The organism is Mesorhizobium sp. WSM4833, from assembly GCF_055811095.1.
Map to the genome: position 1 here is coordinate 203,068 of NZ_JBVVQG010000010.1, position 24,063 is coordinate 227,130.

At 63.8% G+C, this 24,063-nt stretch carries 21 protein-coding genes; 11 read left to right on the forward strand and 10 right to left on the reverse strand.

Annotation, left to right across the window (positions count from 1 at the left end; genetic code table 11):
* Positions 1-160 precede the first annotated feature (160 nt).
* The 6 genes from AC0L2D_RS21710 to AC0L2D_RS21735 all read right to left on the reverse strand — a co-directional run bounded on the left by AC0L2D_RS21710 (position 161) and on the right by AC0L2D_RS21735 (position 8,293).
* Positions 161-742 (reverse strand): CarD family transcriptional regulator, encoded by a 582-nt coding sequence (locus AC0L2D_RS21710; RefSeq protein WP_013529179.1) that lies wholly within the window; start codon positions 740-742, stop codon positions 161-163.
* 367 nt (positions 743-1,109) lie between these two features.
* Complete coding sequence (gene fdxA, locus AC0L2D_RS21715) at positions 1,110-1,448, reverse strand: ferredoxin FdxA (protein WP_013529180.1); 339 nt, start codon at positions 1,446-1,448, stop codon at positions 1,110-1,112.
* Positions 1,449-1,682: 234 nt separating this feature from the next.
* The gene (locus AC0L2D_RS21720) at positions 1,683-2,069 is read right to left on the reverse strand and encodes an RNA-binding S4 domain-containing protein (RefSeq protein WP_013529181.1); all 387 of its coding nucleotides are present in this window, start codon (positions 2,067-2,069) and stop codon (positions 1,683-1,685) included.
* Positions 2,070-2,085: 16 nt separating this feature from the next.
* Positions 2,086-5,463: a helicase-related protein gene (locus AC0L2D_RS21725; RefSeq protein ID WP_473542341.1), complete on the reverse strand. Its 3,378-nt coding sequence runs from the start codon at positions 5,461-5,463 to the stop codon at positions 2,086-2,088.
* Between the two features lie 727 nt (positions 5,464-6,190).
* Positions 6,191-6,916, reverse strand: coding sequence for an acetoacetyl-CoA reductase (phbB, locus tag AC0L2D_RS21730; RefSeq protein ID WP_013529183.1), 726 nt, complete (start codon positions 6,914-6,916; stop codon positions 6,191-6,193).
* Positions 6,917-7,114: 198 nt separating this feature from the next.
* Positions 7,115-8,293 carry an acetyl-CoA C-acetyltransferase gene (locus tag AC0L2D_RS21735; protein ID WP_024502944.1) on the reverse strand — a complete coding sequence of 393 codons (1,179 nt, stop codon included), beginning with the start codon at positions 8,291-8,293 and terminating at the stop codon, positions 7,115-7,117.
* Positions 8,294-8,379: 86 nt separating this feature from the next.
* Between AC0L2D_RS21735 and AC0L2D_RS21740 the strand changes: the two genes are divergently transcribed.
* Positions 8,380-8,508, forward strand: a complete 129-nt coding sequence (locus AC0L2D_RS21740) for a hypothetical protein (protein WP_255337222.1) — start codon at positions 8,380-8,382, stop codon at positions 8,506-8,508.
* A gap of 84 nt (positions 8,509-8,592) precedes the next feature.
* Entirely contained in the window at positions 8,593-9,204 is a 612-nt protein-coding gene (gene phaR / locus AC0L2D_RS21745) for a polyhydroxyalkanoate synthesis repressor PhaR (protein ID WP_013529185.1), read from the forward strand.
* A 21-nt stretch (positions 9,205-9,225) separates the two neighbouring features.
* Here the strand turns inward: phaR and AC0L2D_RS21750 are convergent, their stop codons facing one another.
* Positions 9,226-10,365 carry a citrate synthase gene (locus tag AC0L2D_RS21750; RefSeq protein ID WP_024502945.1) on the reverse strand — a complete coding sequence of 380 codons (1,140 nt, stop codon included), beginning with the start codon at positions 10,363-10,365 and terminating at the stop codon, positions 9,226-9,228.
* Between the two features lie 92 nt (positions 10,366-10,457).
* On the opposite strand from AC0L2D_RS21750, the gene AC0L2D_RS21755 reads away from it, so the two are divergent.
* The 3 genes from AC0L2D_RS21755 (at position 10,458) to AC0L2D_RS21765 (ending at position 13,696) form a co-directional block, all read left to right on the forward strand.
* Entirely contained in the window at positions 10,458-11,546 is a 1,089-nt protein-coding gene (locus AC0L2D_RS21755; protein WP_473542344.1) for a citrate synthase/methylcitrate synthase, read from the forward strand.
* Positions 11,547-11,733: 187 nt separating this feature from the next.
* Entirely contained in the window at positions 11,734-12,516 is a 783-nt protein-coding gene (locus tag AC0L2D_RS21760; protein ID WP_473542346.1) for a 3-hydroxybutyrate dehydrogenase, read from the forward strand.
* Between the two features lie 49 nt (positions 12,517-12,565).
* Positions 12,566-13,696 carry a patatin-like phospholipase family protein gene (locus tag AC0L2D_RS21765; protein WP_027162499.1) on the forward strand — a complete coding sequence of 377 codons (1,131 nt, stop codon included), beginning with the start codon at positions 12,566-12,568 and terminating at the stop codon, positions 13,694-13,696.
* Positions 13,697-13,729: 33 nt separating this feature from the next.
* Here AC0L2D_RS21765 and AC0L2D_RS21770 read toward each other — a convergent pair whose 3' ends face one another.
* On the reverse strand, positions 13,730-14,326 hold the full coding sequence (locus AC0L2D_RS21770) for a TetR/AcrR family transcriptional regulator (RefSeq protein ID WP_473542348.1): 597 nt from the start codon (positions 14,324-14,326) through the stop codon (positions 13,730-13,732).
* Between the two features lie 123 nt (positions 14,327-14,449).
* On the opposite strand from AC0L2D_RS21770, the gene AC0L2D_RS21775 reads away from it, so the two are divergent.
* From AC0L2D_RS21775 to AC0L2D_RS21800, 6 genes are all read left to right on the forward strand, one after another.
* Positions 14,450-14,911: a (2Fe-2S)-binding protein gene (locus AC0L2D_RS21775; RefSeq protein ID WP_063169182.1), complete on the forward strand. Its 462-nt coding sequence runs from the start codon at positions 14,450-14,452 to the stop codon at positions 14,909-14,911.
* 2 nt (positions 14,912-14,913) lie between these two features.
* Positions 14,914-17,187, forward strand: coding sequence for a xanthine dehydrogenase family protein molybdopterin-binding subunit (locus AC0L2D_RS21780; RefSeq protein WP_473542349.1), 2,274 nt, complete (start codon positions 14,914-14,916; stop codon positions 17,185-17,187).
* Positions 17,184-17,792: a hypothetical protein gene (locus AC0L2D_RS21785; RefSeq protein ID WP_473542350.1), complete on the forward strand. Its 609-nt coding sequence runs from the start codon at positions 17,184-17,186 to the stop codon at positions 17,790-17,792. The genes AC0L2D_RS21780 and AC0L2D_RS21785 overlap by 4 nt, the downstream gene beginning before the upstream one ends.
* Positions 17,793-17,947: 155 nt before the next feature.
* Positions 17,948-19,123, forward strand: a complete 1,176-nt coding sequence (locus AC0L2D_RS21790) for an efflux RND transporter periplasmic adaptor subunit (RefSeq protein ID WP_082827499.1) — start codon at positions 17,948-17,950, stop codon at positions 19,121-19,123.
* Positions 19,124-19,203: 80 nt separating this feature from the next.
* On the forward strand, positions 19,204-22,377 hold the full coding sequence (locus AC0L2D_RS21795) for an efflux RND transporter permease subunit (protein WP_063169179.1): 3,174 nt from the start codon (positions 19,204-19,206) through the stop codon (positions 22,375-22,377).
* A 92-nt stretch (positions 22,378-22,469) separates the two neighbouring features.
* Positions 22,470-22,628 (forward strand): DUF3309 family protein, encoded by a 159-nt coding sequence (locus tag AC0L2D_RS21800; RefSeq protein ID WP_013529196.1) that lies wholly within the window; start codon positions 22,470-22,472, stop codon positions 22,626-22,628.
* Positions 22,629-22,685: 57 nt separating this feature from the next.
* Here the strand turns inward: AC0L2D_RS21800 and AC0L2D_RS21805 are convergent, their stop codons facing one another.
* Both AC0L2D_RS21805 and AC0L2D_RS21810 read right to left on the reverse strand, forming a co-directional pair.
* Positions 22,686-23,645: an SDR family oxidoreductase gene (locus AC0L2D_RS21805; RefSeq protein WP_473542351.1), complete on the reverse strand. Its 960-nt coding sequence runs from the start codon at positions 23,643-23,645 to the stop codon at positions 22,686-22,688.
* Between the two features lie 135 nt (positions 23,646-23,780).
* Positions 23,781-23,990 carry a DUF680 domain-containing protein gene (locus AC0L2D_RS21810; RefSeq protein ID WP_473542352.1) on the reverse strand — a complete coding sequence of 70 codons (210 nt, stop codon included), beginning with the start codon at positions 23,988-23,990 and terminating at the stop codon, positions 23,781-23,783.
* Positions 23,991-24,063: the final 73 nt, after the last annotated feature.

The following is a 24,063-nucleotide window of genomic DNA, read 5'->3' on the forward strand; positions in this document are numbered from 1 at the left end:
AACGCGCGCTCGACGGTTCGGTGTGCCGGCAAGCCGCGATGCAGCATGCTGATGCGCAGGGCCTACCAACATCGAAGCTGCCGCCCGAAAGCAAAAGAGGCCCCGGTCAAACCGGAGCCTCCAATCGTTTCTGGCAGGATTTCTCGAAAGGTGAGAAAGATCAGGCAGCTTCTTCCTGCTCGGCCTCTTCATTGTCGGCCTTGGCGCCACGCTTAGGGCCCTTGTTGAGGTTGACCTCGATCAGGCGCACGGCTTCGGTTTCCGACATGCGGTTGACGGCCGCGATCTCGCGGGCCATGCGGTCGAGCGCCGCCTCGTAGAGCTGACGCTCGGAATAGGACTGCTCCGGCTGGTTATCGGCGCGGTAGAGGTCACGCACGACTTCCGAGATCGAGATCAGGTCGCCCGAATTGATCTTCGCATCATATTCCTGGGCGCGGCGCGACCACATGGTGCGCTTGACGCGGGCGCGGCCCTGCACGACCTTCAGCGCGCGTTCGACATAATCCTCTTCCGACAGCTTGCGCATGCCGATGGAGGTCGCCTTGGCGACCGGCACCTTCAGGCGCATCTTGTCCTTCGAGAAGTCGATGACGAACAGTTCCAGCTTGTGTCCAGCAACTTCCTGCTCGTCGATCGAGACGATCTGGCCGACGCCATGCGCCGGGTAGACGATGTACTCGCCGGTCTTGAAACCGTGACGCGCAGCGGTGGACTTCTTCTGCGGGGTGATCGTTGCCATTGCGCACTGAACTCCTTGTTGTGGTACCGGCGTCCTGCCGGCCCGAACTCGCGCGATCGGAGAAACCGACCGTTAGCCGCACAACAGATGAACCCATCGGAAAAGCCGGACCGGCAAACCGCAACATCGCGACCGCCTGGCCCAGATCGCTCTGGTCCGAATGGGATTTTCACCTTTCAGTGATTTGGGGCGTCTGCGCCATAAATCGACGTTGTGTCACCGGCATGTTTCGCTGATGTAACACAAAAAGTCGGAAGAATCAAGGTTTTGCTGCATACGCGAAGGCCACAACCCGGCGCCGGCTGTCAAGCCGGTTAATGTGACGTGCCTCTTACCCTGCGTAATACCGGCCTTTCCGGCCGTATTGTCAATCGCCTTCGCCGGGCTCGGCGGAGAAGTATTTCTCGAACTTGCCGGCCTCGCCGTCGAAGGATTTCGCGTCTGCCGGCGGTTCCTTCTTGGCGGTGATGTTGGGCCATTTCTCGGCATATTCGGTATTGACCTGCAGCCATTTGTCGAGGCCGGGCTCGGTGTCGGGCTTGATCGCGTCGGCCGGGCATTCCGGCTCGCAAACACCGCAGTCGATGCACTCGTCGGGATGGATGACGAGCATGTTCTCGCCTTCGTAGAAACAATCGACCGGACAGACCTCGATGCAGTCCATGTATTTGCATTTGATGCAATTGTCGGTCACGACATAGGTCATCGGTCGGCTCCGGGACGTCCCATTTTGTTGGGCTTTTTCCGTCAGGTAACGCCTTTGGCCGCTGCTTGCAAGGGCAGCCATTCCTGTCGGCATCAGCGTTTCGAAATGGAATTCCAGGCAGCCGGCGCCCCAGAGGCCGGCGACCTCATGCAGGGCTTCCTGTTTGCCGGGTTCAGTTTTGCTTCAAACACGTCGTTATCCTGGCAAGCGCCGCCTGTTTTTGGACGCCAGGCATCAATCTTCGCCGAGCAATCGGTCGGTCTGGCGACGTTCCTTCTTGGTCGGGCGGCCGCTGCCGGCCTCGCGCAGCCCCGGAATTGCATCGGGAGGGGCTTCGCCCTTCGGTGCGGGCGGTGGCGACATATCCTCGTAGAGCGTACGGGCTTCCTCGGCCGGGCCGCGTCGCGCACCCGCGCCGAGGACCTTCCAGATGAAGATGCGCCGCTCGAGCGTGATGGTCAGGACGTCGCCTGGCTTGACCTGATCTGAGGCCTGCGCTGCTTTGTCGCGATTGATGCGGACCCGGCCGGCGACGACCAACTTCGCCGCCAGCGAGCGCGATTTCACGACGCGGGAGAAGAACAGCCATTTGTCGATGCGCTGGCGGCCTTCGGCAACCATCGAAGCGAGCCGGGTTCTACTTCTTCAATTGGTCGCGCAGAGCGGCGAGCTTGGCGAAGGGCGAATCCGGATCGAAACGCACCGGGCGCTCCTCGCGCGGCTTTGGCTGGAAGGCGGGCTTGCCGCCTTGCGGACCACCCTTGCCATCCGGCCTGCCACCCTTCCAGTCGGGACGGCCTTCGCGGCGGTCGGGACGCTCGCCCTGCGGCCTGTCACGTCGCTGTTCGCCTTCGGCCTGCGGCTTGGGTTTGAACTTCGAGCGGTCGAAGCGCGGCTTGCCGGCTCCATCGCGCCGTCCTTCATGGGCCGGACGCTCTCCGGGTGCAGCGGCGGCCGGTGCGCCGGCGTCCGCAGGCGCATCGCTTCGGCCGCGCATTTGTCCGTTGCGTGGGCGATTGTTCCTGCGGTTGTCGTCGCGGTTGCGCGGGCGCTGTTCGAAACGACCCTGACGCCACAACAGGATGGGTTTTGGCGCGTCGGCTTCCGGAGCGGGTTCCCCGGTGGCTGCTTCAGTCACCGTCACGGGTTCGTCCGGCGCGGCGTCCGTTGCCGGCGCGGCATTTGACACCAGCTCGGCCGGTGCAACTTCTTCTGCCGCTGCGGCTTCAGCCTCTGCCTGCGGTTCAACCGGTTCCGGTTCAGCAGCAGCCTCGGCAACAGGCGCTTCGTCTTGCACGGTTTCGACCGGAGCGTCCGCCTGTTCTCCCACGGCAGGCGCAGCAGGTTCCGCCGCGGCGTCGGAGGTGATTTCGGTCGCCATTTCCGAAACGGCCACTGCGTCCGATGCCGGCTCCAACCCTTCGACTGCTGCCTCTGCTGCGGCGTCCGCCGCCTTGGTCTGCTCGGCTCGTGCAGCCTCTTCCGCCGCAAGCTTCGCCATCGCTGCTTCGCGCGCGGCATTGTCCTGTGCTTCGAGCCGCGCCTTGACCTCGACGGCCGGCTTCGGCTCGGCACGGTAGCCGAGACCTTTGAGGATCTCTTCCATGTCGTCCGCGGTGGCGCCGAGGATCGACATCATCGGCGGCGTCACCATGAAGGACTGGCCGTCATAGGCGCCGTCCGGGCGCTGGCCGAGACCGGGCTTCCAGTTGGTCGCCGGGCGGATCAGATCCGCCAGCCGTTCCAGGATGTCGATGCGCACGGCGCGACGGCCGAGATTGCGGTAGCCGGCAAGCTTGTAGAAGGTCTTGTCGAAGGCCGGGTCGATGACCACCGAGGTGCGACCCGAGGCGAGCGCATGGACCACGTCGCCAAAACCTGGCTTGTCCTTGCCGTCGTTCTTCAGCGCCCACAGCAGCGTCACCAGCCCGGCAGGCGCCGGCTTGATCAGCGCCGGCACGAAGACATGGTAGGCGCCGAAGCGCACGCCAAGCCGGCGAAGGGCTGCGCGGCCTTCCTGGTCGAGCGACTTCATCTCCTCAGCGATGTCGCGGCGGTTGATGAGGCCGAAATTCTCGACCAGCTGGAAGGCGATGCCACGGCCGATGCCGGAAATCTGGTCGGCGTTTTTCAAGTCGACCAGCGGCTTCAGCAGCGACTCGATCTGGAAATTGACGAAACGCTCGGCACGCGCGGCGACCTTGTCGCGCGCCGGGCCGGTCAGCTGTTCGTCGGCCAGCAGCACCAGCCGCGGCTTCAGCGCGTCTTCGCCTGATACAAGCGTGCCGATCGGCGCACCGATCCAGCGCAGCGTGCCGTCCGAGCCGAGCGCGATATCGCCATTGGCCGAGGCGCCGAAGCGTTCGGCACGCGCCTCGAACTCGGCGGCCAGCGCCTTCTGGGCGGCGGTGCGCACCGCCTTGGCGTCTTCACCGCCGGCGGTCTGGTCGGCGGTGAAGCGGAACCCTTGCAGCTCGCCGACATGGTGGCCTTCGACAAGGACGGTTCCGGTAGAACTAATTTCGGCTTCAGGCATGGTATTTTCTCTAAGGCGCCGCATGAGGACGGAAGTCCTGCGGTCTACGAAGCGTTTCGTCAACCGCTCATGCAGCGCATCCGACAATCTGTCTTCGATTTCGCGCGTCTTTTCCTGCCAGTGTGCCTGATCGGCCAGCCAGCCGGGCCGGTTCGACACGAATGTCCAGGTGCGGATCTGGGCAATGCGATGCGAGAGCGTATCAATGTCGCCCTCTGTTGTGTCGGCGCGGCGCACCTGCTCGGCCATGTAATTCTCGTCGACATGGCCGTGGCGTGCGAGGTCCGTGTAGATCGAGGCAATGAGGTCGGCATGCTGGGCCGGCGCGATCCTGCGGTAGTCGGGCAGCGCGCAGGCTTCCCACAGCAGCGCCACGCGCTTGGCATTGGTGGTGAGTGCGCGGATGTCCTCGTCGCGCGACAGATGCTCGAGCGCCTGTGCATCGACGGCAGGCAATGCCCGTGTCAGTCCCTCAACCGGGGCGTTGGTTTCGATCGAGCGCTTCAGCGCGTCGAGGCTGGCAAAGTCGAAATGTGCGGTGCGCCATTGCAGCACCTTCACCGGGTCGAAGTCGTGGCCTTCGATCTTCTTGATCAGATCCTCGTCCAGCGGGTCGACCTGGCCGGTGACACCGAACGTGCCGTCGCGCAGATGCCGGCCGGCGCGGCCGGCGATCTGGCCAAGCTCGGCCGCCGTCAGATTGCGGTACTGGAAGCCGTCGAACTTGCGATTCTGGGCGAAGGCGACGTGGTCGAGATCGAGGTTGAGACCCATGCCGATGGCATCGGTGGCGATGAGGTAGTCGACATCGCCGGACTGGAACAGCGCCACCTGGGCGTTGCGGGTGCGCGGCGAGAGCGCGCCGAGCACGACGGCGGCACCGCCCTGCTGGCGGCGGATCAACTCGGCGATGGCGTAGACCTCGTCGGCGGAAAAGGCGACGATCGCCGTGCGCCGCGGCAGGCGGGTCAGCTTCTTGGAGCCGGCATAGGCAAGATGCGACAGCCTCGGCCGCGTCACCACCGAGACACCCCTCAGCAGGCGCTGCAGGATACTTTGCATGGTGGCGGCGCCCAGCAGCAGCGTTTCCTGGCGGCCGCGCAGGTGCAGGATGCGATCGGTGAAGATGTGGCCGCGCTCGAGGTCGCCGGCGAGCTGCACCTCGTCGATGGCGACGAAGGCGGCGTCGGTCTCGCGCGGCATGGCCTCGACGGTGCAGACCGAATATTTGGCGCCCGGTGGCTGGATCTTTTCCTCGCCGGTAATCAGCGCAACCTTGTGGGCGCCGACCTTTTCGCAGACGCGGGCGTAGACCTCGCGCGCCAGAAGCCTGAGCGGCAGGCCGATGATTCCACTCTCATGCGCCACCATGCGCTCGATGGCGAGATGGGTCTTGCCGGTGTTGGTCGGCCCGAGCACGGCGGTCACGTCGCGGCCCGACAGGATCAGCGGCTCAGTGTGTTTGGGCTGGATGTTCATCAACCTAGAATAAGGCTTCCGGGACCTGGAGATAAGGCTTCTGGCCTCTGGTTGTCGGGAGCGTGCCTCAAATGGGCGCGTATGACAGGCGACACATAGGGATTTCGGGCGCGAAGCGAAAGCGGAATGTTCCGTCGGCAGCCAGAAGGTGGTTCTGTCAAGCTCTCAATCAGATGCGGATTAACGGATAGAACGAGTCTGGAACGAATCGGCGACGAATCAGTGACTCCTGCAGATTCAGCTTTTGTTCACGGCTATATGTGGATTTCGCGGCCGCGACACGCACCACATGCTGAATCGCTGAACTGGCCCGTTTCGTGCTAAGAGGGCATTGCCATTAACCTTTGTCGATAAACGATCACAGTGGCTTGGCATGCCTCGACCAACGTTATGAAATTGTTGATCTTTCTTAATCTGCGTTAAGCAATTGGCAGGGGATTCCGGCTGTCGTCGTTAACGTTCAGCTCAAAGCCGGAACGAATCGGCGACGAATCAGCGATAGCGGAATTTTCCCGTTTTGTTCACCCCAATATCTTGTGTTGTGAACAGCTTATCCACCGAGAATCCACAGGCTTGGAGGCAGGTTTCGCACAGGCCGGCCGGGCCGCTGTTAACCTCTGCGTGCCGGATTGGGTCAGCAGCCGTGCTGTCACTTCGAAGGACCATGGCGCCAACGAAAACGGGCCGGCGCGCCGGCCCGTCGATCTCTGCGCCTACATCGCCGTCGTCAGGCGAAATACTGGCCGCCATTGGCCGTGATGGTCGAGCCGGTGATGAAGCCGGCATCTTCGGATGCGAGGAAGACGACGCAGCGCGCGATTTCCTCGGGCTCACCGAGGCGGCCGACAGGAATCTGGGGAATGATGCGCTCGTTGAGCACCTTCTCGTCGATCGCCTTGACCATCTCGGTGGCGATATAGCCGGGACAGATGACGTTGACAGTGATGCCGGCGCGAGCCCCCTCTTGGGCGAGAGCCTTGCTGAAACCGATATCGCCGGCCTTGGCGGCGGAATAGTTGACCTGGCCGGCCTGGCCCTTCTGGCCGTTGATCGAGGAGATGGTGATGATGCGGCCGAACTTGCGGTCGCGCATCCCGCTCCACAGCGGATGCGTCATGTTGAAGACGCCGGACAGGTTGGTGTCGATGACCTCTTTCCACTGCTCGCGCGTGATCTTGTGGAACATGGCGTCGCGGGTGATGCCGGCATTGTTGACCAGCACCGAGACCGGGCCGAGATCGGCCTCGACCTGCTTGATGCCGGCGGCGCAGGCATCATAGTCGGCGACCGACCATTTGTAGACCGGAATGCCGGTCTCAGCCTTGAATTTCGCCGCTGCGGCATCATTGCCGGCATAGTTCGCCGCAACCGAATAGCCGACGGTCTTCAATGCGATCGAGATCGCCGCGCCGATGCCGCGCGATCCGCCTGTGACGATTGCTACCTTGGTCATGCATTTCCCCTTTTTTGATATCGCCCTGTTGTCGGGCTTGGCAGGCACTGGATACAGAACGGGCGGCTAAAGCGCGTCGCGCTGAAGTAGATTCAGGCGATGCGCTTCAGATGTTTGGTTTTATGCATGTCGGTGTTCCCAAAACCGCTGCGCACTTTTGGGCGACATGCATGCACGCCGCCCGTTTAGTGACTTTCTTCAGAGTGCTTCGACACACATGGCGACGCCCATGCCGCCGCCGATGCACAGGGTAGCGAGACCCTTCTTGGCGCCGCGCCGGCGCATTTCGAAGACCAGCGTGTTGAAGACGCGAGCGCCGGACGCACCGATCGGATGGCCGATGGCGATGGCGCCGCCATTGACGTTGACGATCGAGGGATCCCAGCCCATGTCCTTGTTGACGGCGCAGGCCTGCGCCGCAAAGGCTTCGTTGGCCTCGACCAGGTCGAGATCGCCGACCGACCAGCCGGCCTTTTCCAAGGCCTTGCGCGAGGCGGGAATGGGTCCGGTGCCCATGATCTGCGGATCGACGCCGGCGGTTGCCCAGGACACGATGCGCGCCAGCGGGGTGATGCCGCGCCTCACCGCTTCCGCTTCGCTCATCAGCAGCGCGCCGGCGGCGCCGTCATTGATGCCGGAGGCGTTGGCGGCGGTTACCGTGCCGTCCTTGTCGAAAGCCGGTTTCAGCTTGGTCATGGCGTCGATCGTGGCGCCGTGGCGGATGTATTCGTCCTGGTCGACGATGGTGTCGCCCTTCTTGCCCTTGATGGTGACGGCGACGATCTCGTCCTTGAACTTGCCGGCCTTCTGCGCGGCCTCGGCCTTGTTTTGCGAGGCGAGCGCGAACTGGTCCTGGTCTTCGCGGGTGATCTGGAACTGACGCGCGACGTTTTCGGCTGTGTTGCCCATGTGGTAACCGTTGAAGGCGTCCCACAGCCCGTCCTTGATCATGGTGTCGATCAGCTTGAAGTCGCCCATCTTGACGCCGGCGCGCAGGTGCTGGGCATGCGTCGAAAGCGACATCGATTCCTGGCCTCCGGCGACGATCACCTTGGCATCGCCGATGGCGATCTGCTGCATGCCGAGCGCGATGGCGCGCAGGCCCGAGCCGCAAACCTGATTGAGGCCCCAGGCGGTGGTTTCCTTGGGCAGGCCGGCATTGATCGACGCCTGGCGGGCCGGGTTCTGGCCTTGCGCGGCGGTCAGCACCTGGCCGAGGATGACCTCGTCGACCTCGCCTGGCTCGACGCCGGCACGCGACAGCAATTCCGTGATAACGACGGCGCCGAGCTCATGCGCCGGGGTGGCGGCGAAAGCGCCGTTGAAGGAGCCGACCGGCGTGCGCGCCGCACTGGCAATGACGATGGAAGCGGACATTTTCTTCTCCAGACTTCAAGGGTGTTGCTCTGTCGTTGGGGACTTTTCTTGCCCTTTCCCAACCCCAAGTCAAACCGGAAATGGGCATGGCGCCCATGCGCCGCAAGCAGGCCATGCCTTGCCATGGCGGCCATTCGTCCATTGCTGCGCAGCATATTTTGCCTGCCATGCAGCATTTAGTGATCCCGCACTGCACAAACTGCTTGGAATTGTGAGGCTTTTGCGCATATCCTCAAAAAAGGCACAATCGTTATCGGCGGCTTACTCAGAGGCGCGCCGGTGTCCCCGGGAGGATGTAGATGGCCGCTAAAGACGATCCGATCATCATCAAGAAATACGCCAATCGCCGCCTCTACAACACCGGCACCAGCACCTATGTGACGCTCGAGGACCTCGCCGAGATGGTCAAGAAGGGCGAGGAGTTCACCGTCCAGGACGCCAAGACCGGCGACGACATCACGCATCCGGTGTTGACCCAGATCATCTTCGAACTGGAGAACAAGGACGGGCAGAACATGCTGCCGATCCCGTTCCTGCGCCAGCTCATCGCTTATTACGGTGACCAGATGCAGATGATCGTCCCGAGCTTCCTCGAACAGTCGATGCTTGCCTTTTCCAAGGAGCAGGAGCGTTTTCGCGAGCAGATGAAGGGGGCGCTCGGCAAGTCGCCGCTCGACATGATGAAGATCACCACGCCGATCAAGGCGCTGGAGGAACAGACGCGCCGCAACATGGAAATGTTCCAGAATGCGATGCGGCTGTTCACGCCGTTCCCGCCTGCGGGCTCCACGCCAGCCGCTGCGACGTCGCCCGAGCCGGCCAGGAAGGAAACGCCTGACAAGCCCGACGATCTTCAGGAACTTAAGGACCAGATCGCGGCCATGCAGCGCAAGCTCGACACGATGTCCTGAGCGCCTGGCGTTCTTGCGACCTTACACCAGCACGCCCTCATAGCGGCCGCGCGGCCGGATGACACTTCCGCTTGTTATCTGTTCGACCGTGTGCGCGGCCCAGCCGACGCTGCGTGCGAGCGCGAACAGGCGGAACGGTGCATCGCGCGGCAAGCCTAGGCTGCGCGTCAGCGCGGCCAGCCCAAAGTCGATGTTGGGAAGCGCGCCGGTCGCCGCAAAGGCAGCGTCGCGCAGCGACGATAGTGTGCCGTCAACCTCGATCACCGACAGCAGCGCCGCCCCGCGGGGGTCGCCGTCAGGATAGAGCTGATGACCGAACCCCGGCAGCGGCCGGTCATGGCTGAGCCAGCGCCGGATCGTCGCATCGGCGCCATGCCGCGCCGCATCCTCCGCCAGTTGCATCACCGCCTCGCCGGCGCCGCCATGGCGCGGGCCTGACAGCGTCGCGAGCCCTGCCAGCAGGCAAGCGGCCAGCGGCGCGCCGGTCGAGGCTGCGACGCGCGCGGCGAAGGTCGACGCATTCAGTTCATGATCGGCAAGCAGGACAAGCGCACGGCGGATCGCATCGGCGCGGCCGGCATCCACCGACCAGTCCTGCGCAAGCCGCTGATGGACGGGATTTGACCCCGCCGGTGCGCCCAGCGCGGCGGCCAGCACGCCGACCGCGTGCGCGGCATCGGTATGCAGCGAGGCGGCGCTGCGCCCGAGCGACGGGCGCCCCTGGCCGGCAAGCACGGCAAGTTGCGCAAAGGCCGAGGCTCGGCCAGCTTGATGGGGTGCGTCCGGCGACGCTGCCTCGAAAGCCACCGGTTTCGGCAGAGCCCAGAGAACGGCGGCGGCTTCTTCCAGTGTGGCGTGCCCGGAGAGCACTGCGGCGTCCTGCCCGCGATAGATGAGCCGACCGTGCGAGACGGTCGAAATCGCCGTTACGATCGAGGGCTCGCCCCAGGCGATGGCGCTTTCGGCGATGACTGACGGGCTGCGGCCGCGCGCCCGGCGGGTCGCCAGTGCGGCGATATCGTCGGCGCGGTACTGGCTGCGGCGCGGATCGGCGCGGTCGGGCCGCATGCCGATGCGCCCACGGCTGACATAGGCGTACAGCGTCTGCGCCCGCACCTTGAGTCTCTCCAGCGCCTCTTCCCGGGACAACCACTCGGACATATCGAGCCCTGATATTGATTCTATTGATCAAGATTGATGGAAACGTTGCCCATCTCTATCTCCGATCCGGAAATGCTTCAAGGAGACAGGCTATGGCGAATGGGCTCGATGATGTGGTGGCGGCGGAAACCGTGCTTTCCGATGTGGATGGTCTTGGCGGCCGTCTGACGATCCGAGGTCATTCGCTGCCGGAACTGGCCGGCCGTTGGAACTATGCCCAGGTGGTTAGACTGCTGCTCGACGGCTTCTTCAACGACCTTCCCGATGATGCGCAACTGACGCGGGCGCTGGGAGAGGCGCGTGCGGACGTGTTCGAACGGCTCTTGCCCTCGCTGCCTTTGCTGGCGCCGCTCGATGTCTACAGCGCCATGCGCGCCGGCATGGCGCAGCTGCCGGATGGCGAGACCTTGACCGACGCCTTGCTGCTGATCGCGGCGCCCGCCGTGCTGACGCCGGCGCTGCTGCGCCTGCGGCGCGGCGAGCAGCCGATCGCGCCGGACAGCCGCGCCGATCATGCCGCCGACATGCTGAGGATGCTGAGCGGCCGCGTCGCCTCGCCGGCGCTCACAAAAGCGCTCGACATCTATCTGGTGACCGTCTGCGACCATGGCCTCAACGCATCGACCTTTGCGACGCGCGTGGTCGCCTCCACGCAGGCCGGCCTGACATCCTCTGTGCTGGCCGGGCTTGGCGCGCTCAAAGGGCCGCTGCATGGTGGCGCGCCTGGCCCCGTCATCGAGATGCTGGATGCGATCCAGGCGCATGGTGATGCCGCCGGCTGGCTGCGCAACGAGATCGCGCAGGGCAGGCGCATCATGGGGTTCGGCCATCGCATCTACCGTGTGCGCGATCCGCGCGCCGATGTGCTGAAGGCCGTCGTGCGGCAACTCGGCGGCGAGGGCGAAACCGGTCGCCGGCTGGCCTTTGCGGAGGCCGTCGAGCATACGGCGCTCGAGGTGCTTAGGATCGCCAAGCCGCAGCGTTCGCTGCAGACCAATGTCGAGTTCTACACCGCGCTGGTGCTGCAAGCGGCGGGCTTTCCGCCGCAAGCTTTCAGCAATGTCTTTGCCGCCGGGCGCGTGGCCGGCTGGATCGCGCATGCGCTTGAACAGCAGACGACTGGACGGCTGATCCGACCGCAGTCGCGCTACATCGGGCCGGTGCCGGACCTGGTCGCCTGAGGTTCTTTCGGCGCCTGGCGAGCGACACCGATCCGATCAGGATCCTCCTGGTGAGCGGCCGTGTGGCCGCTCATGACGAAAATTTCATCTCGTCGAAAAATTCTCGCCGCTGTTGTTGCGTCGCATTGAGCATATATGCTGCACTGCAACATAAGATCGCTCTTGCCGCAACCAGAGGATTTCGACCTTGGCCGCCAGAAAAACCGCAGTCATCACCGGCTCCACATCGGGCATTGGCCTGGCCATCGCCCAGGCGCTGGCGGCCGAAGGCCATAATGTCGTCGTCAACTCCTTCTCCGACACGGCTGCCGACCACGCCGTCGCGGACGCGATCGCCAGACAGCACAAGGCGAAGACGGCCTATATCGAGGCCGACATGTCGAAGCCGGCCGAATGCCGGGCGCTGATCGCCAAGGCGGCCGAGACATTCGGTTCGGTCGATATTCTCGTCAACAATGCAGGCATCCAGCATGTCGCGCCGGTGGAAGAGTTTCCGATCGAGAAATGGGACGCCATCATTGCCATCAACCTGTCGTCGGCGTTCCACACCATCGCGGCCGCCATCCCGCTGATGAAAAAGGCCGGCGGCGGCCGGATCGTCAACATCGCCTCGGCGCATGGCCTGGTCGCGTCGCCGTTCAAATCGGCCTATGTCTCGGCCAAGCACGGCATCATGGGATTGACCAAAACCGTTGCGCTCGAACTGGCGCGCGAAAAAATCACCTGCAACGCCATCTGCCCCGGCTATGTGCTGACGCCGCTGGTCGAGGCGCAGATCCCCGACCAGATGAAAGCCCATCAGATGGACCGCGAGACCGTCATCCGTGAGGTCATGCTGGACAAGCAGCCGACCAAGGAATTCGTCACGGTGGAGCAGATCGCGGCAGCGGCGGTGTTCCTGTGCTCGGACGCGGCGGCGCAGGTCAACGGCACGCAACTGTCGGTCGACGGCGGCTGGACCGCCGCGTGAGGCGCAAAACTCTCTCATCCACCCAAAGGGATAGATCAAGGACGACGCCATGACCAAGAACGGCAAGGCGGAGGAGACGAAGAAGATCAACGTAGCGCTTCAGGGCGGCGGCTCACACGGGGCCTTTTCCTGGGGTGTGCTCGACCGGCTGCTGGAGGACGGACGGCTGGAGATATCAGCAGTGTCCGGCACCAGCGCCGGCGCCATGAACGCGGTGGCGCTGGCCGATGGATATGTGCGCGGCGGTGTCGAAGGCGCGCGGCAAAAACTTGACGATTTCTGGCGCGCGGTGGCGGCCAAGGGGCGGTTCAGCCCGGTGCAGCGCATGCCGTGGGACGTCGCCTGGGGCAACTGGTCGATCGAGAACACGCCCGGCTATCTCTTCTTCGACACCATGTCGCGGGTGTTCTCGCCCTATGTCGCCAACCCACTCGGCCTCAATCCGCTGCGCGACGTGGTGCAGCAGGAGATCGATTTCGAGAACGTCCGCGCCTGCAAGTCGATGGAACTGTTCATCTCGGCGACCAATGTCGAGACCGGACAGTTGCGCGTGTTTTCCGACGGCGAGATCGACCTCGATACGGTGATGGCCTCGGCCTGCCTGCCGCAATTGTTCCGCGCCGTCGAGATCAAGGGCGTGCCCTATTGGGATGGCGGCTATGGCGGCAATCCGGCGCTTTATCCGTTCTTCAAGACGGCTGCGACCGAGGACGTGCTTCTGGTGCAGATCAATCCGGTGGTGCGCGAGGGAACACCAAGAAGCGCCAACGAGATCCAGAACCGCATCGACGAGATCACCTTCAACGCCGGGCTGCTGCGCGAATTCCGCTCGATTGCCTTCGTCAAGGAGCTGATCGCCGCCGGCCGTCTGCCGCATGGCGAGTACCGCGACATCCGCATGCACCGCATCGATGCCGACGAGGCGTTCAAGGACCTGTCGGCGTCCTCGAAGGTCAATGCCGAATGGGCGTTCCTGACCTATCTCAGAGATCTCGGCCGCACCGCCGCCAGCGACTGGCTGGAAGAGAATTACGACGCCGTCGGCAAGCGACCGACGCTCGATCTCTCCGGCGAACTGGATGACGGCTTCAAGCCGGTACGCGGTCCGGCACCCGGCCGGCGGGTCAAGGAATTTCTTGCGGCCCGCAAGAACCCGGAGGCAGAGCGCCGGCGCGCCTGAGCGACCAATCGATGTGCATCGATTGGTCCGCAATTATGCTTTCAAGGTCAGGCCGATCACCCTGATCAGGGCAGCGGCTGCCTGCCGCTGCCCTTCCGGATCTCTGATCCGCGCCTTCATGCCTTCCAGCCCGTCGAGCAGCATGTCGGCAAGCAGTTGCGCCGACAGGCCCCTGGCCGCCAGATCGACGCCGTTCCTGGCTGCCTCGCCCTCTATCGCGGCGCCGATGTGTTGGCCAAGCCCGCCGCGCCAGCAGCCCACCAGATCGCCAAGGCTCGATTTCATGTCCAGCAATTCGGCGCCGTGCGGCGAGGCAACGACCGCGCTCATCATCGAGATAAAGGCCTCATCGATGGCTCGCATCATGCGCTCGTTGAAAGGGCCATCGCCGGCTAGGGCAAATCTTGCCGCCTCGACCGAGCGCGACAGGATCATCATGGCGATGGCGCGGAAAATGTCGGTCTTGTTCTTGAACAGGAGATAGAGCGCCGGGCGCGACATGTCGGCGGCACGGGCGATGTCGTCCATGGTGGTGCGCGAGAAGCCATAGGCCAAAAACACCTTCATCGCGCCATCCAGAATACGGGCGCGTTTGGGATCGGCGGTGGCGATGTCTTCGATCTGGTTCATCGAGCAATTCTATCCTGCAAAATCCTAATTGACAAAATGACGAAATTTGTCAATCTGTATCGGAGCGAAACGGCCGGGAGGCCGCTTCGCCCTTGGCAGTGGACGACAACAAAGGGTATCCCCATGCGCCTCACCGTCGACGGTCAGTCATTCGATATCGACGCCGATCCGGACATGCCGCTGCTGTGGGCACTGCGCGATCTCATTGGCAAGACCGGGCCAAAGTTTGGCTGCGGCATCGCCGCCTGCGGCGCCTGCACCGTGCATGTCGACGGTCAGCCGGTGCGTTCCTGTTCGTTTCCCGTCGGCGAGGTCGGCGGCGCCGTCACCACCATTGAAGGCATCGGCACGGCAGGCGGACTGCATCCGGTGCAGCAGGCATGGCTGGAGGAACAGGTCGCGCAATGCGGCTACTGCCAGGCCGGCCAGATCATGAGCGCGGTGGCGCTGCTCGATGAAGTCGCCGACCCAAGCGATGCCGACATCGACAACGCCATGGGCGGCAATCTCTGCCGCTGCGGCACCTATCCCAAAATCCGCTCGGCCATCAAAAAGGCCGCGGCGCTCAAGACGGCGGGGCTCTGACCATGGCCAGGGTCGGAAAGATCGCCCGCCGCACGTTTCTGATTGGCGCTGCCGCTGTCGCTGGCGGCGTTGCCGTCGGCTACTACTATTATCGCAAGCCGTTCCCCAACCCGCTCGAGGCCGAGCTTGGCAAGGGCGAGGCGACGTTCAACCCTTATGTGAAAATCGGCGCCGACACCACCATCACCATCGTCGCGCCGCGCGCCGAGATGGGGCAAGGCATCTCGACGACGCTGGCGGCCATGGTCGCAGAGGAACTCGACGTCGGGCTCGACCGGGTCATGGTCGAGCATGGACCGGCATCCCATGCCTACTACAACGCCGCGATCCTCGAGGAGGGCGGTCCGTTCGCCTTCTTCGATGAAAGCCTGACCGCGCAGGCGGTGCGTTCCGGTCTCGGTGTGGTCGGCAAATTCCTTGCCCTGCAGGGCACCGGCGGTTCGGCTTCGACACGCGACGGTTTTGACAAGATGCGGCAAGCGGGTGCCGCTGCCCGGCAGATGCTGGTCGCAGCGGCAGCGCAAAAACTGGGTGTCGCGGCGGCCGATCTGGAAACGGCCGACGGTTCGATCCTGCACAAGGCGTCGGGCAAATCGCTGACCTACGGCGCGGTCGCCGCGGCTGCCGCCGCGATGGCGCCGCCGGCCGAAGTCAGGCTCAAGGACCGGGCCGACTGGAAGCTGCTGGGAAAGCCGCAGAAGCGCATCGACATGCTGGCAAAGCTCACCGGGGCGCCGATCTTCGGCATCGATGTCCGGCTGCCGGAGATGGTCTACGGCACGGTCAAGATGAGCCCGCGCTTCTGGTCGAAGCCGGTCAAGGCGGACCTCTCCAAAGCCGAGAAAATGCCTGGGGTGATCAAGATCGTGCCGCTCGAGACGAATTACGGCCATGGCTTCGGTATCATCGCGAATAATACATGGGCAGCATTCAAGGCGGCCGAGGCGATCGACGCCCAGTGGTCCGATCCTGAATATCCGCTCAGCAGCGCCGCCATTTCAGATGTGCTGAAGCAGGCGCTTGCCACCAAGGGGTCGGTGATGCGCGACAATGGCGATGTCGAAACCGCCTTTGCCGACGCGCCGCGCGAAAGCATCATCGAGGCAGACTATGCCGTGCCCTATCTGGCGCATGCGACGATGGAGCCGATGAACGCCACGGCACAGTTCAGGGACGGTGCGCTCGACATCTGGTGCGGCAACCAGGCGCCGACCCTGGTGCGGCAGCTTTGCGCCAACGCGGTCGGCATCGAGCAGGACAAGATCAATGTGCACACCACCTTCATGGGCGGCGGTTTCGGCCGGCGCGTCGAGATGGACTACGCGCTGTGTGCCGCGCTGATGGCGAAGGAGACGGGCGGACGCCCGATCAAGGTGACCTGGACGCGTGAAGAAGACATGCGGCACGACGCCTATCGGCCGGCTGCTATCGGCAAGTTCCAGGCGCGGCTCGGTGACGATGGCATGCCGATCGCGGTCGACATGAAGATGGCCTCGCCATCGGTGATTGCCGGTACGCTGCGCCGGCTGTTCCCCTCGGTATCGCCGCTCGGTCCCGACAAGACCATTGTCGACGGCGCCTATGACCAGCCCTACACGATCCCGAATTACCGGGTTAGGGGTATCGCGGCGCCGGTCTCCATCCCTGTCGGCTCCTGGCGTTCGGTCGGCAGTTCGGTCAACGGCTTTTTCCATGAGGGCTTCATGGACGAGATCGCGGTCGCCGGAAAAATCGATCCGGTCGAGATGCGCAAGAGACTGATGGCCGCCTATCCCTCGGCGGTGAAGGTGGTCGAGAAAGTCGCCGCGATGGCGAAATGGGGCGAGGCGCTGCCCGCCGGCAAGGCCAAGGGCATGGCCTTCACGCTGTCCTTCGGCAGTTGGGTCGGCGAGATCGTTCAGGTGGCGGACACGCCGGCCGGCATCCGCATCGAGAAGGTTTGGATCGCCGCCGATGTCGGCACCGCGCTCGATCCCGGCATCATCGAGGCGCAGTTGATTTCCGCCGCCATCTACGGCCTTTCGGCGGCGATGGGTCAGGAAATCACCTTCGCCGACGGCATGGTCGAACAGTCGAACTTCCACGATTTCGATGCCATGCGGATCTTCCAGTGCCCGGTCTTCGAAGTTGCCATCCTGGAAAATTTCCACAAGATGGGCGGCGTCGGCGAGATCGGCACACCGCCGGCGGCTCCAGCACTCGCCAACGCCATCTTCGCGCTCACCGGAAAGCGCATCCGCACGCTGCCGCTGTCGAAAACGGTGGCCTTCGCATGAAGAAGCTCCTCATCATGCTGACGCCTGCTGCCATGCTCGTGCTCGCAGCGCCGTTTGCAATTGCGCAAGAGAGCCAGACGCCGGCGCCGGCGACCGTCGACGCGGCGAAAGGCCTGTCCGAATGGGATAAGGTCTATGCGGTGTTCTCGCATCCGCGCTGCGCCGACTGTCATGTCGCGGACGACCGGCCGCGATGGTCGGGTGCGCACTATCGCGGTACGCGCGTTCACGCCTTCAATGTCCAGCGCGGTGCTCACGGGTCGGGCTTCGGCAATCCGGGCCTGCGCTGCACGGCTTGCCATTTCTCCAGCAATTCCAAGGCATTGCACGGGCCGCCCGGGGCCGAGAACTGGCATCTGGCGCCGGCCGAGATGGCCTGGTTCGGCAAATCCTCGGCCGAAATCTGCGCCCAGATCAAGGATCCCCTGCGCAATGGCAACCGCAGCTTGAAGGACATCGCGCTGCATGTTCGCGACGACAGATTGGTCGCCTGGGGCTGGGCGCCGGGGCCGGATCGTGAACCGGCTCCGGGCTCTGCCGAAGCGACCTATCAAGCGATCGAAGACTGGGCCGCGGCGGGCGCATCTTGTCCGCCGGGGCAATGATCTTGCAACTTTCAGACTATATTGCGGTGCAACTTTGATGTAGAAGCGCGCTTCGCCGATCACGGCAAATTGAACACGGCTTGGCGCGCACCCATATCGGCGACGCGCCCGCGTTATGAGGACGCTGGCCGAACCCGCAGTGGAAAACAACGACGATGCCGAGAATCAGGTTTCACAAGCTTGCAGCCATTGTTGTGCTCATTGGTTTCGCGGCGTGGATGGCGACAGGCGAGTTTTCGTCGGTCGGCAGCGTAGCCGCCAACAAAGCCAAGGCAGCCGAAGCCGAACAGGCCAAGGCGCCGGACGCGGCCAAGCCGAAGACGGCTGAAGCCGAGCCGAAGGCACCGCTGCGCACCGTCGCGGTGGTGACGCCGCCACGCAAGACCTATGCACGCGCCATCCGCATTTCCGGGCTGACCGAAGCCGACAAGCGGGCGGTGCTGGCGACGCGCGTCGCCGGTGTCATCGACAAGCTGCCTGTCAAGCAAGGCGATCACGTCAAGACGGGGGATCTGGTGCTGATGCTTGCAGCGGAAGAAAAGATCTCGATGGTCGACAACGCCAAGCAGTTGGTGGTGCAGCGCCAGGCCGAGCTGGACGCAGCCTTGCGGCTGATGAAGACCGGCAATCTGCCCAAGCTGCAGCTCGACACCGCGCGCTCGAACCTGACCTCGGCGCAGTCGCAACTGGAAACGGCACAGGCCGAACTCGACCGCAACGAGGTGAAGGCGCCCTTCGACGGCGTTATCGACCGGGTGCCGGTGGAACTTGGCAGTTCCATCATGCAGGGCGGCGAGGTGGCAACCATCCTCAAGCTCGATCCGGTGATTGCCCGCGGCGAAGTCAGCGAGCGCGATCTCGGCTACCTGAAACTCGGGGACAAGGCCACCATACGGCTGGTCAGCGGCCAGACCGTCGAAGGCACCGTGCGCTACATCAGCCGCGACGCCTCTTCGGCGACCCGCACCTTCCGCGTCGAGGTTGCCGTCCCCAATGCCGACGGCTCCGTGCCGGCCGGCATGACGGCGGAAATCGCACTCAGCGCGCTGCCGACCGATGCGGTGCTGCTGCCGCGCTCGGTGGTGACGCTCGGCGACAAGGGCGACCTCGGCATCCGTGCCGTCGGCAAGGACAACAAGGTTGCGTTCTTCCCCATCGACCTCGTCGACGACACGCCGACCGGCCTGGTGCTTGGCGGCATCCCTGCCGATGCGCGCATCATCGTTGCCGGCCAGGAACTGGTGAAGGAAGGCGATGAGGTCAAGCCGGTCGAAGCCGACCAGGCAACCATCCAGAAACTGCTGGGCGAAGCGACCGCCGGCACGCAGTAGCATGGGGTATGGCGGACAGACCCCGGGCGGGGACACTTGGCTGCGACGCAGCTCGTGAAATTCAAGAACAGGCGTTAGCCATGGATATCGTCAGACTCGCAATCAACAATGCCCGCCTGACCATTTCGGTCCTCGTCTTCCTTCTGCTCGCCGGCTGGGTCGCCTATCAGTCGACGCCGAAGGAAGCCGAGCCCGACGTTCCGATTCCGATGATGTATATCAGCCTGATCTATCAGGGCATTTCGCCGGAAGATTCGGAGCGCCTTCTGCTGCGGCCGATGGAAAGCAAGCTGAAGAGCCTGAAAGGCCTCAAGGAAATGCGCTCGGCCGCCTTCCAGGGCGGCGGCTATGTGCTGGTCGAGTTCCAGCCGCAGACAAATCTGGCGACGGCCTTGCAGGACACGCGCTCCAAGGTGCAGGACGGCAAGGCCGACCTGCCGCAGGCGGCCGAAGAGCCGGTCGTTACCGAAGTCAACATCTCCGAATTCCCCGTCCTCGTCGTCACCCTGTCGGGCGAATTGCCCGAACGCGTGCTGACCGCCGCCGCGCGCGAACTGCGCGACCGTATCGAGGAAGTGCCAGGCGTCCTGGAGGGCTCGTTGCAGGGTTCGCGCGACGATCTTGTCGAAGTCGTCATCGATCCGATGAAACTGTCGTCCTACGGGTTGCAACTCGATCAGCTGATCGGCGCTGTCGGTGCCTCCAACAGTCTGGTCGCCGCCGGCAATATCGAAGGCTCGGAAGGCAAATACGCCGTCAAGGTGCCGTCACTGATCGAGACGCCCGAGGACGTGGCGGCCTTGCCCGTGGTCGCCGGCCCCAATGCCGTGGTGCAGGCCAAGGACATCGCGACGATCCGCTCGACCTTCGCCGATGCCACGACGATCACGCGCCTCAATGGCAAGCCGGCCATCGCCATCGAAGTCAAGAAGCGCATCGGCGCCAATCTGATCGACACGCTCGCCAAGGTGAGGGAGGTGTCCGACGCCTACGTCAAGACGATGCCGCAAGGCATGAACGTCACCTACACGCAGGACAAGTCGGTCTTTGTCAACCAGTTGCTCGGCGATCTGCAGAACCACGTCATGATCGCCGTCATCCTGGTGTTCATCGTCATCCTCTACGCGCTGTCGGGTCGTGCCTCGCTGCTGATCGGCCTGGCCATTCCGTCGTCTTTCCTGATCGGCATCCTGCTGCTGGCGATGATGGGCTACACGATCAACATGATCGTGCTGTTCAGCCTGATCCTGGCTGTCGGCATGCTGGTCGACGATGCCATCATCGTCACCGAGTTCGCCGAACGGCGGATGAGCGAAGGCATGCCGAAGGCGGAAGCCTTCGCATTGGCCGCCAAGCGCATGGCCGGTCCGGTCATTGCCGCGACGATGACGCGCATAGCCGCCTTCTCGCCACTGCTGTTCTGGCCGGGCATCATCGGCGACTTCATGAAGTACATGCCGATCACCCTGATCGTCACGCTATCGGCCTCGATGCTCTATGCGCTGGTGTTCGCGCCGACGCTGGGGGCGATCTTCGCCAAGGCGCCGGAGCATCATGAGGATGACAATCGCGACGGCTGGTACATGGCGATCGTCAAGCAGGCGGTGCGGTTTCCGATTACGGTGGTTTTGCTGACGGTCGCTCTGCTGTTCGGCGTCGGCTTTGCCTATTCGAAATATGGCGCCGGTGTTGAATTCTTCCCCAGTGTCGAGCCCGACTACGGCCTGCTCTACGTGCACGCGCGCGGCAACCTTTCGCTGGCCGAAATGGATACGGCGACCAAGATTGCCGAAAACAGGATGCTCGGCTGGCCCGGCATCAAGTCGGTCTACACCCGCGTCGGCAAGACACAAGGCGGCGGCCAGGATGTCCCTGAAGACGTCGTCGGCGTCATCCAGTACGAATTCATAGATTGGCGCGAGCGCAAGTCGGCGAACCAGATCCTGAACGATTTGCGGGGCGTCATGGCCGGCATTCCCGGCGTCGATGTCGAGGTGCGCGTGCCGGAGGCCGGTCCGCCGACCGGCAAGCCGATCCAGATCAGGCTTTCGGCCGTCGACCCCAAGGGGCTCGACGACAAAGCGCGCGCGGTTGCGGCACGCATCGGCAAGGTGCCTGGCGTCATCGACATTTCCGACGGCCTCCCGCCGCCCGGCGTCGACTGGGCGCTCGAGGTCGACCGTGCCAAGGCAGCGCAATATGGCATCAGCCCAACCGCTGTCGGCACAGTGGTGCAACTGGTGACCAACGGGCTGAAGCTTTCGGAATACCGGCCTGCCGGCGCCGACGACGCCGTCGACATCAGGCTGCGTCTGCCGGAAGACCGGCGCACGCTGTCGACGCTCGACGAGCTCAGGGTGCAGACCTCGCAAGGCTCGGTGCCGATCTCGAATTTCGTCGTGCGCAAGCCGGAGCCGACGGTCGGTATCCTCAACCGTATCGACGGCGCGCGCACGGTGGTCGTCCAGGCAAACGTTGCCGCAGGCGCCCAGGTCGCGGCCGTGCAGGCGGAGGTCACCAAGGCCGTCTCCGGGATGGATCTCGGCAGCGGCATACGTTGGAAGCTGGCCGGCTCGAACGAAGACAGCGCCGAGGCCAGCGCCTTCCTTGGCAAGGCCTTCGGGGCGGCGATCTTCCTGATCTTCCTGGTGCTGCTGATGCAGTTCAACAAATTCACCAGCGTGCTGATGGTGCTGTCCTGCGTGGTCATGGCGACGGTTGGCGTGTTCCTGGGGCTGCTGATCACAGGCGAGACCTTCGGCATCGTCATGTCGGGCATTGGCGTCATCGCTCTGGCCGGCGTGGTGGTGAACAACAACATCGTGCTGATCGACACCTATGACCGGCTGCGCGAAGAAGGCTGGGACAAGATGGACGCGGTGCTGCAGACCTGCCGCGAGCGCGCCCGGCCGGTGGTGCTGACGGCGGTGTCGGCGATCCTCGGCGTGTTGCCGATCGCCTTCGGCCTTGGGCTGGAAATCTTCCATCACGAGACGACGATCAACGCGCCGTCGACGCAATGGTGGATTTCGCTGTCCTCGGCGATCGTCTTCGGCCTGTCCTTCGCCACCTTGCTGACGCTGGTGGTGACGCCGTCGATGCTGATGATTTTCACGCGCAGCAAGAACAGCCGCTTCTATGCGTTTTTCCGCCGGCTGTTCCGGCGCGGCAAGGGAACGGTTTCGCCGACCGACAGGCCTGGCCAGGAAGCAGGCGACGAACCGGAAATCGCCTTTCCGAAAGCCGCCGAATAGACCCCATCGCCGATTTGACCGCAGAGGCCGCCCGGAACAACCGGGCGGCCTCTGCATTGTCTCTGAGCGAAACGTCGAAGCGAGGGCTTCTCATGCCGATCACCACCATCGTCATCATCGTCCTGATCCTTGTCCTCATCGGCGCGGTGCCGGCCTGGCCGCATTCGCGCTCCTGGGGTTATGGGCCGTCGGGTATTGTCGGCGTCGTGCTGGTGGTGCTCATGGTGTTGCTGTTGATGGGACGGCTCTGAGGCGCCCTCTCGTGGATTGTTCAGTGTGCAGAGGGGCGGCGCCCGTGATCGCGGGAGTCAGGCAGCTTTCGCAACGCCATCCACGGTGGCAATGCCGATATCGCCAAGAGCTTCAGCAACCGCCTGATCCAACGGCGTGTGCGGGATCTCGCCGACGATGCCTTCCAGGCGTATCGAAGCCAGCTGATGCGGCTCGAAGCGCAGGTAGGACATGGAGACGATCTCGCGCCACATCGCCACGAACGGGCTGCCAGCGCGCAGCACCCACCAGGGCATCGAAGTCATCTTGAGCGGACGACCAATAGCCTTCTCGGCAGCGGCCTTGATCTGCAGATCGGTGACCGCGTGGCCCGGAAAGTTCAGCGCTTCATAGAAGCCGAGCTTGTCCAGATTGCGCGCCAGCGCGACGAAGCCCACAGCGAAGTCAGGCAGATAGGCCCATTCATGCACGAGCTCGACCGGGCCAGGCGCGGTGTAGATACCCTTGTTGATCTTGGCGGCGACGATCAGGTCGAACCATGATCCGCTGCCGGTGCCGCCGAAGAAATCGCCGGCCCGCAGAAGAATGGTGCGGACGCGGCCCGCGTCGGCCTCGCGACGAAACAATTCCTCCATGGCGCAGCGGATGCGGCCCTTTTGCGTGGTCGGGTGGAAGGGTGTGTCTTCCGATATCACCGCCGGCATCGGCGAGCCGTAATTGTAAACGGTGCCGGGGAAGAGATGCAGTGCGCCGTTCGCATGGCAGGCGGCCATGACATTCTGCGCCATCGGCAGGCATTTGCCCCAGTCGGTGTAGATCGGGTTGAGGCCGTTGAAGACGATATCGACACCTTGCGTGGCGCGGATGAGGGCCTCGCGGTCGAGAGCGTCACCGGCAACGGCTGTGGCGCCTTTGAGTTCGGCCGGCACCTTGCCGTTGCGGGTGACGGCGCGGACCTCGTAGCCCGCGTCGATGAAGGCCTTGGCGACCACGCGGCCGAGCCGGCCACCGGCACCGAGAATTGCGATCTTGGTCATTGGAAGCACTCCTGGTTGGGATTTAGGTGGTCGGTCGGGCGATCGATATCAGCGACAGCGCGATCGAGATCAGCGGCAAGCGCGATCGGGATCAGCGACAGGCGCGATCGGGATCAGCGACAAGCGCGATCGGGATCAGCGGCTGCCGAAGAGATCGCGGTTGCTGCCCTGTGTGACCGGCTTCCGGATGGCCGCATCGGGGTTGTGAATCGAAGCGGTGGTCGTGTCGTCGGTGCTGGTGACAGCCGGCTGGCTGGCGTCGTTCGAACCAAACTTGTCGCTGCCGGCAAAAGCGGCGCTGATGGAAATGAGGATAGCGGCGGTGGTGAGAGCGATCTTGGTCATCTGAGTTCTCCTGGTTGGTGTTTGCAGTCCGTGTTGGTGTCTGCAGCTGGAATATGGTCGCTCCGAATGCGAA

What these genes read in the sequence shown, in the direction of transcription:
- AC0L2D_RS21710 (WP_013529179.1), bottom strand. Translation starts at nt 742, where the DNA reads ATGGCAACGATCACCCCGCAGAAGAAGTCCACCGCTGCGCGTCACGGT.
- fdxA (WP_013529180.1), bottom strand. Translation starts at nt 1,448, where the DNA reads ATGACCTATGTCGTGACCGACAATTGCATCAAATGCAAATACATGGAC.
- AC0L2D_RS21720 (WP_013529181.1), bottom strand. Translation starts at nt 2,069, where the DNA reads ATGGTTGCCGAAGGCCGCCAGCGCATCGACAAATGGCTGTTCTTCTCC.
- AC0L2D_RS21725 (WP_473542341.1), bottom strand. Translation starts at nt 5,463, where the DNA reads ATGAACATCCAGCCCAAACACACTGAGCCGCTGATCCTGTCGGGCCGC.
- phbB (WP_013529183.1), bottom strand. Translation starts at nt 6,916, where the DNA reads ATGACCAAGGTAGCAATCGTCACAGGCGGATCGCGCGGCATCGGCGCG.
- AC0L2D_RS21735 (WP_024502944.1), bottom strand. Translation starts at nt 8,293, where the DNA reads ATGTCCGCTTCCATCGTCATTGCCAGTGCGGCGCGCACGCCGGTCGGC.
- AC0L2D_RS21740 (WP_255337222.1), top strand. Translation starts at nt 8,380, where the DNA reads ATGGCGCCCATGCGCCGCAAGCAGGCCATGCCTTGCCATGGCGGCCAT.
- phaR (WP_013529185.1), top strand. Translation starts at nt 8,593, where the DNA reads ATGGCCGCTAAAGACGATCCGATCATCATCAAGAAATACGCCAATCGC.
- AC0L2D_RS21750 (WP_024502945.1), bottom strand. Translation starts at nt 10,365, where the DNA reads ATGTCCGAGTGGTTGTCCCGGGAAGAGGCGCTGGAGAGACTCAAGGTG.
- AC0L2D_RS21755 (WP_473542344.1), top strand. Translation starts at nt 10,458, where the DNA reads ATGGCGAATGGGCTCGATGATGTGGTGGCGGCGGAAACCGTGCTTTCC.
- AC0L2D_RS21765 (WP_027162499.1), top strand. Translation starts at nt 12,566, where the DNA reads ATGACCAAGAACGGCAAGGCGGAGGAGACGAAGAAGATCAACGTAGCG.
- AC0L2D_RS21770 (WP_473542348.1), bottom strand. Translation starts at nt 14,326, where the DNA reads ATGAACCAGATCGAAGACATCGCCACCGCCGATCCCAAACGCGCCCGT.
- AC0L2D_RS21775 (WP_063169182.1), top strand. Translation starts at nt 14,450, where the DNA reads ATGCGCCTCACCGTCGACGGTCAGTCATTCGATATCGACGCCGATCCG.
- AC0L2D_RS21780 (WP_473542349.1), top strand. Translation starts at nt 14,914, where the DNA reads ATGGCCAGGGTCGGAAAGATCGCCCGCCGCACGTTTCTGATTGGCGCT.
- AC0L2D_RS21785 (WP_473542350.1), top strand. Translation starts at nt 17,184, where the DNA reads ATGAAGAAGCTCCTCATCATGCTGACGCCTGCTGCCATGCTCGTGCTC.
- AC0L2D_RS21790 (WP_082827499.1), top strand. Translation starts at nt 17,948, where the DNA reads ATGCCGAGAATCAGGTTTCACAAGCTTGCAGCCATTGTTGTGCTCATT.
- AC0L2D_RS21795 (WP_063169179.1), top strand. Translation starts at nt 19,204, where the DNA reads ATGGATATCGTCAGACTCGCAATCAACAATGCCCGCCTGACCATTTCG.
- AC0L2D_RS21800 (WP_013529196.1), top strand. Translation starts at nt 22,470, where the DNA reads ATGCCGATCACCACCATCGTCATCATCGTCCTGATCCTTGTCCTCATC.
- AC0L2D_RS21805 (WP_473542351.1), bottom strand. Translation starts at nt 23,645, where the DNA reads ATGACCAAGATCGCAATTCTCGGTGCCGGTGGCCGGCTCGGCCGCGTG.
- AC0L2D_RS21810 (WP_473542352.1), bottom strand. Translation starts at nt 23,990, where the DNA reads ATGACCAAGATCGCTCTCACCACCGCCGCTATCCTCATTTCCATCAGC.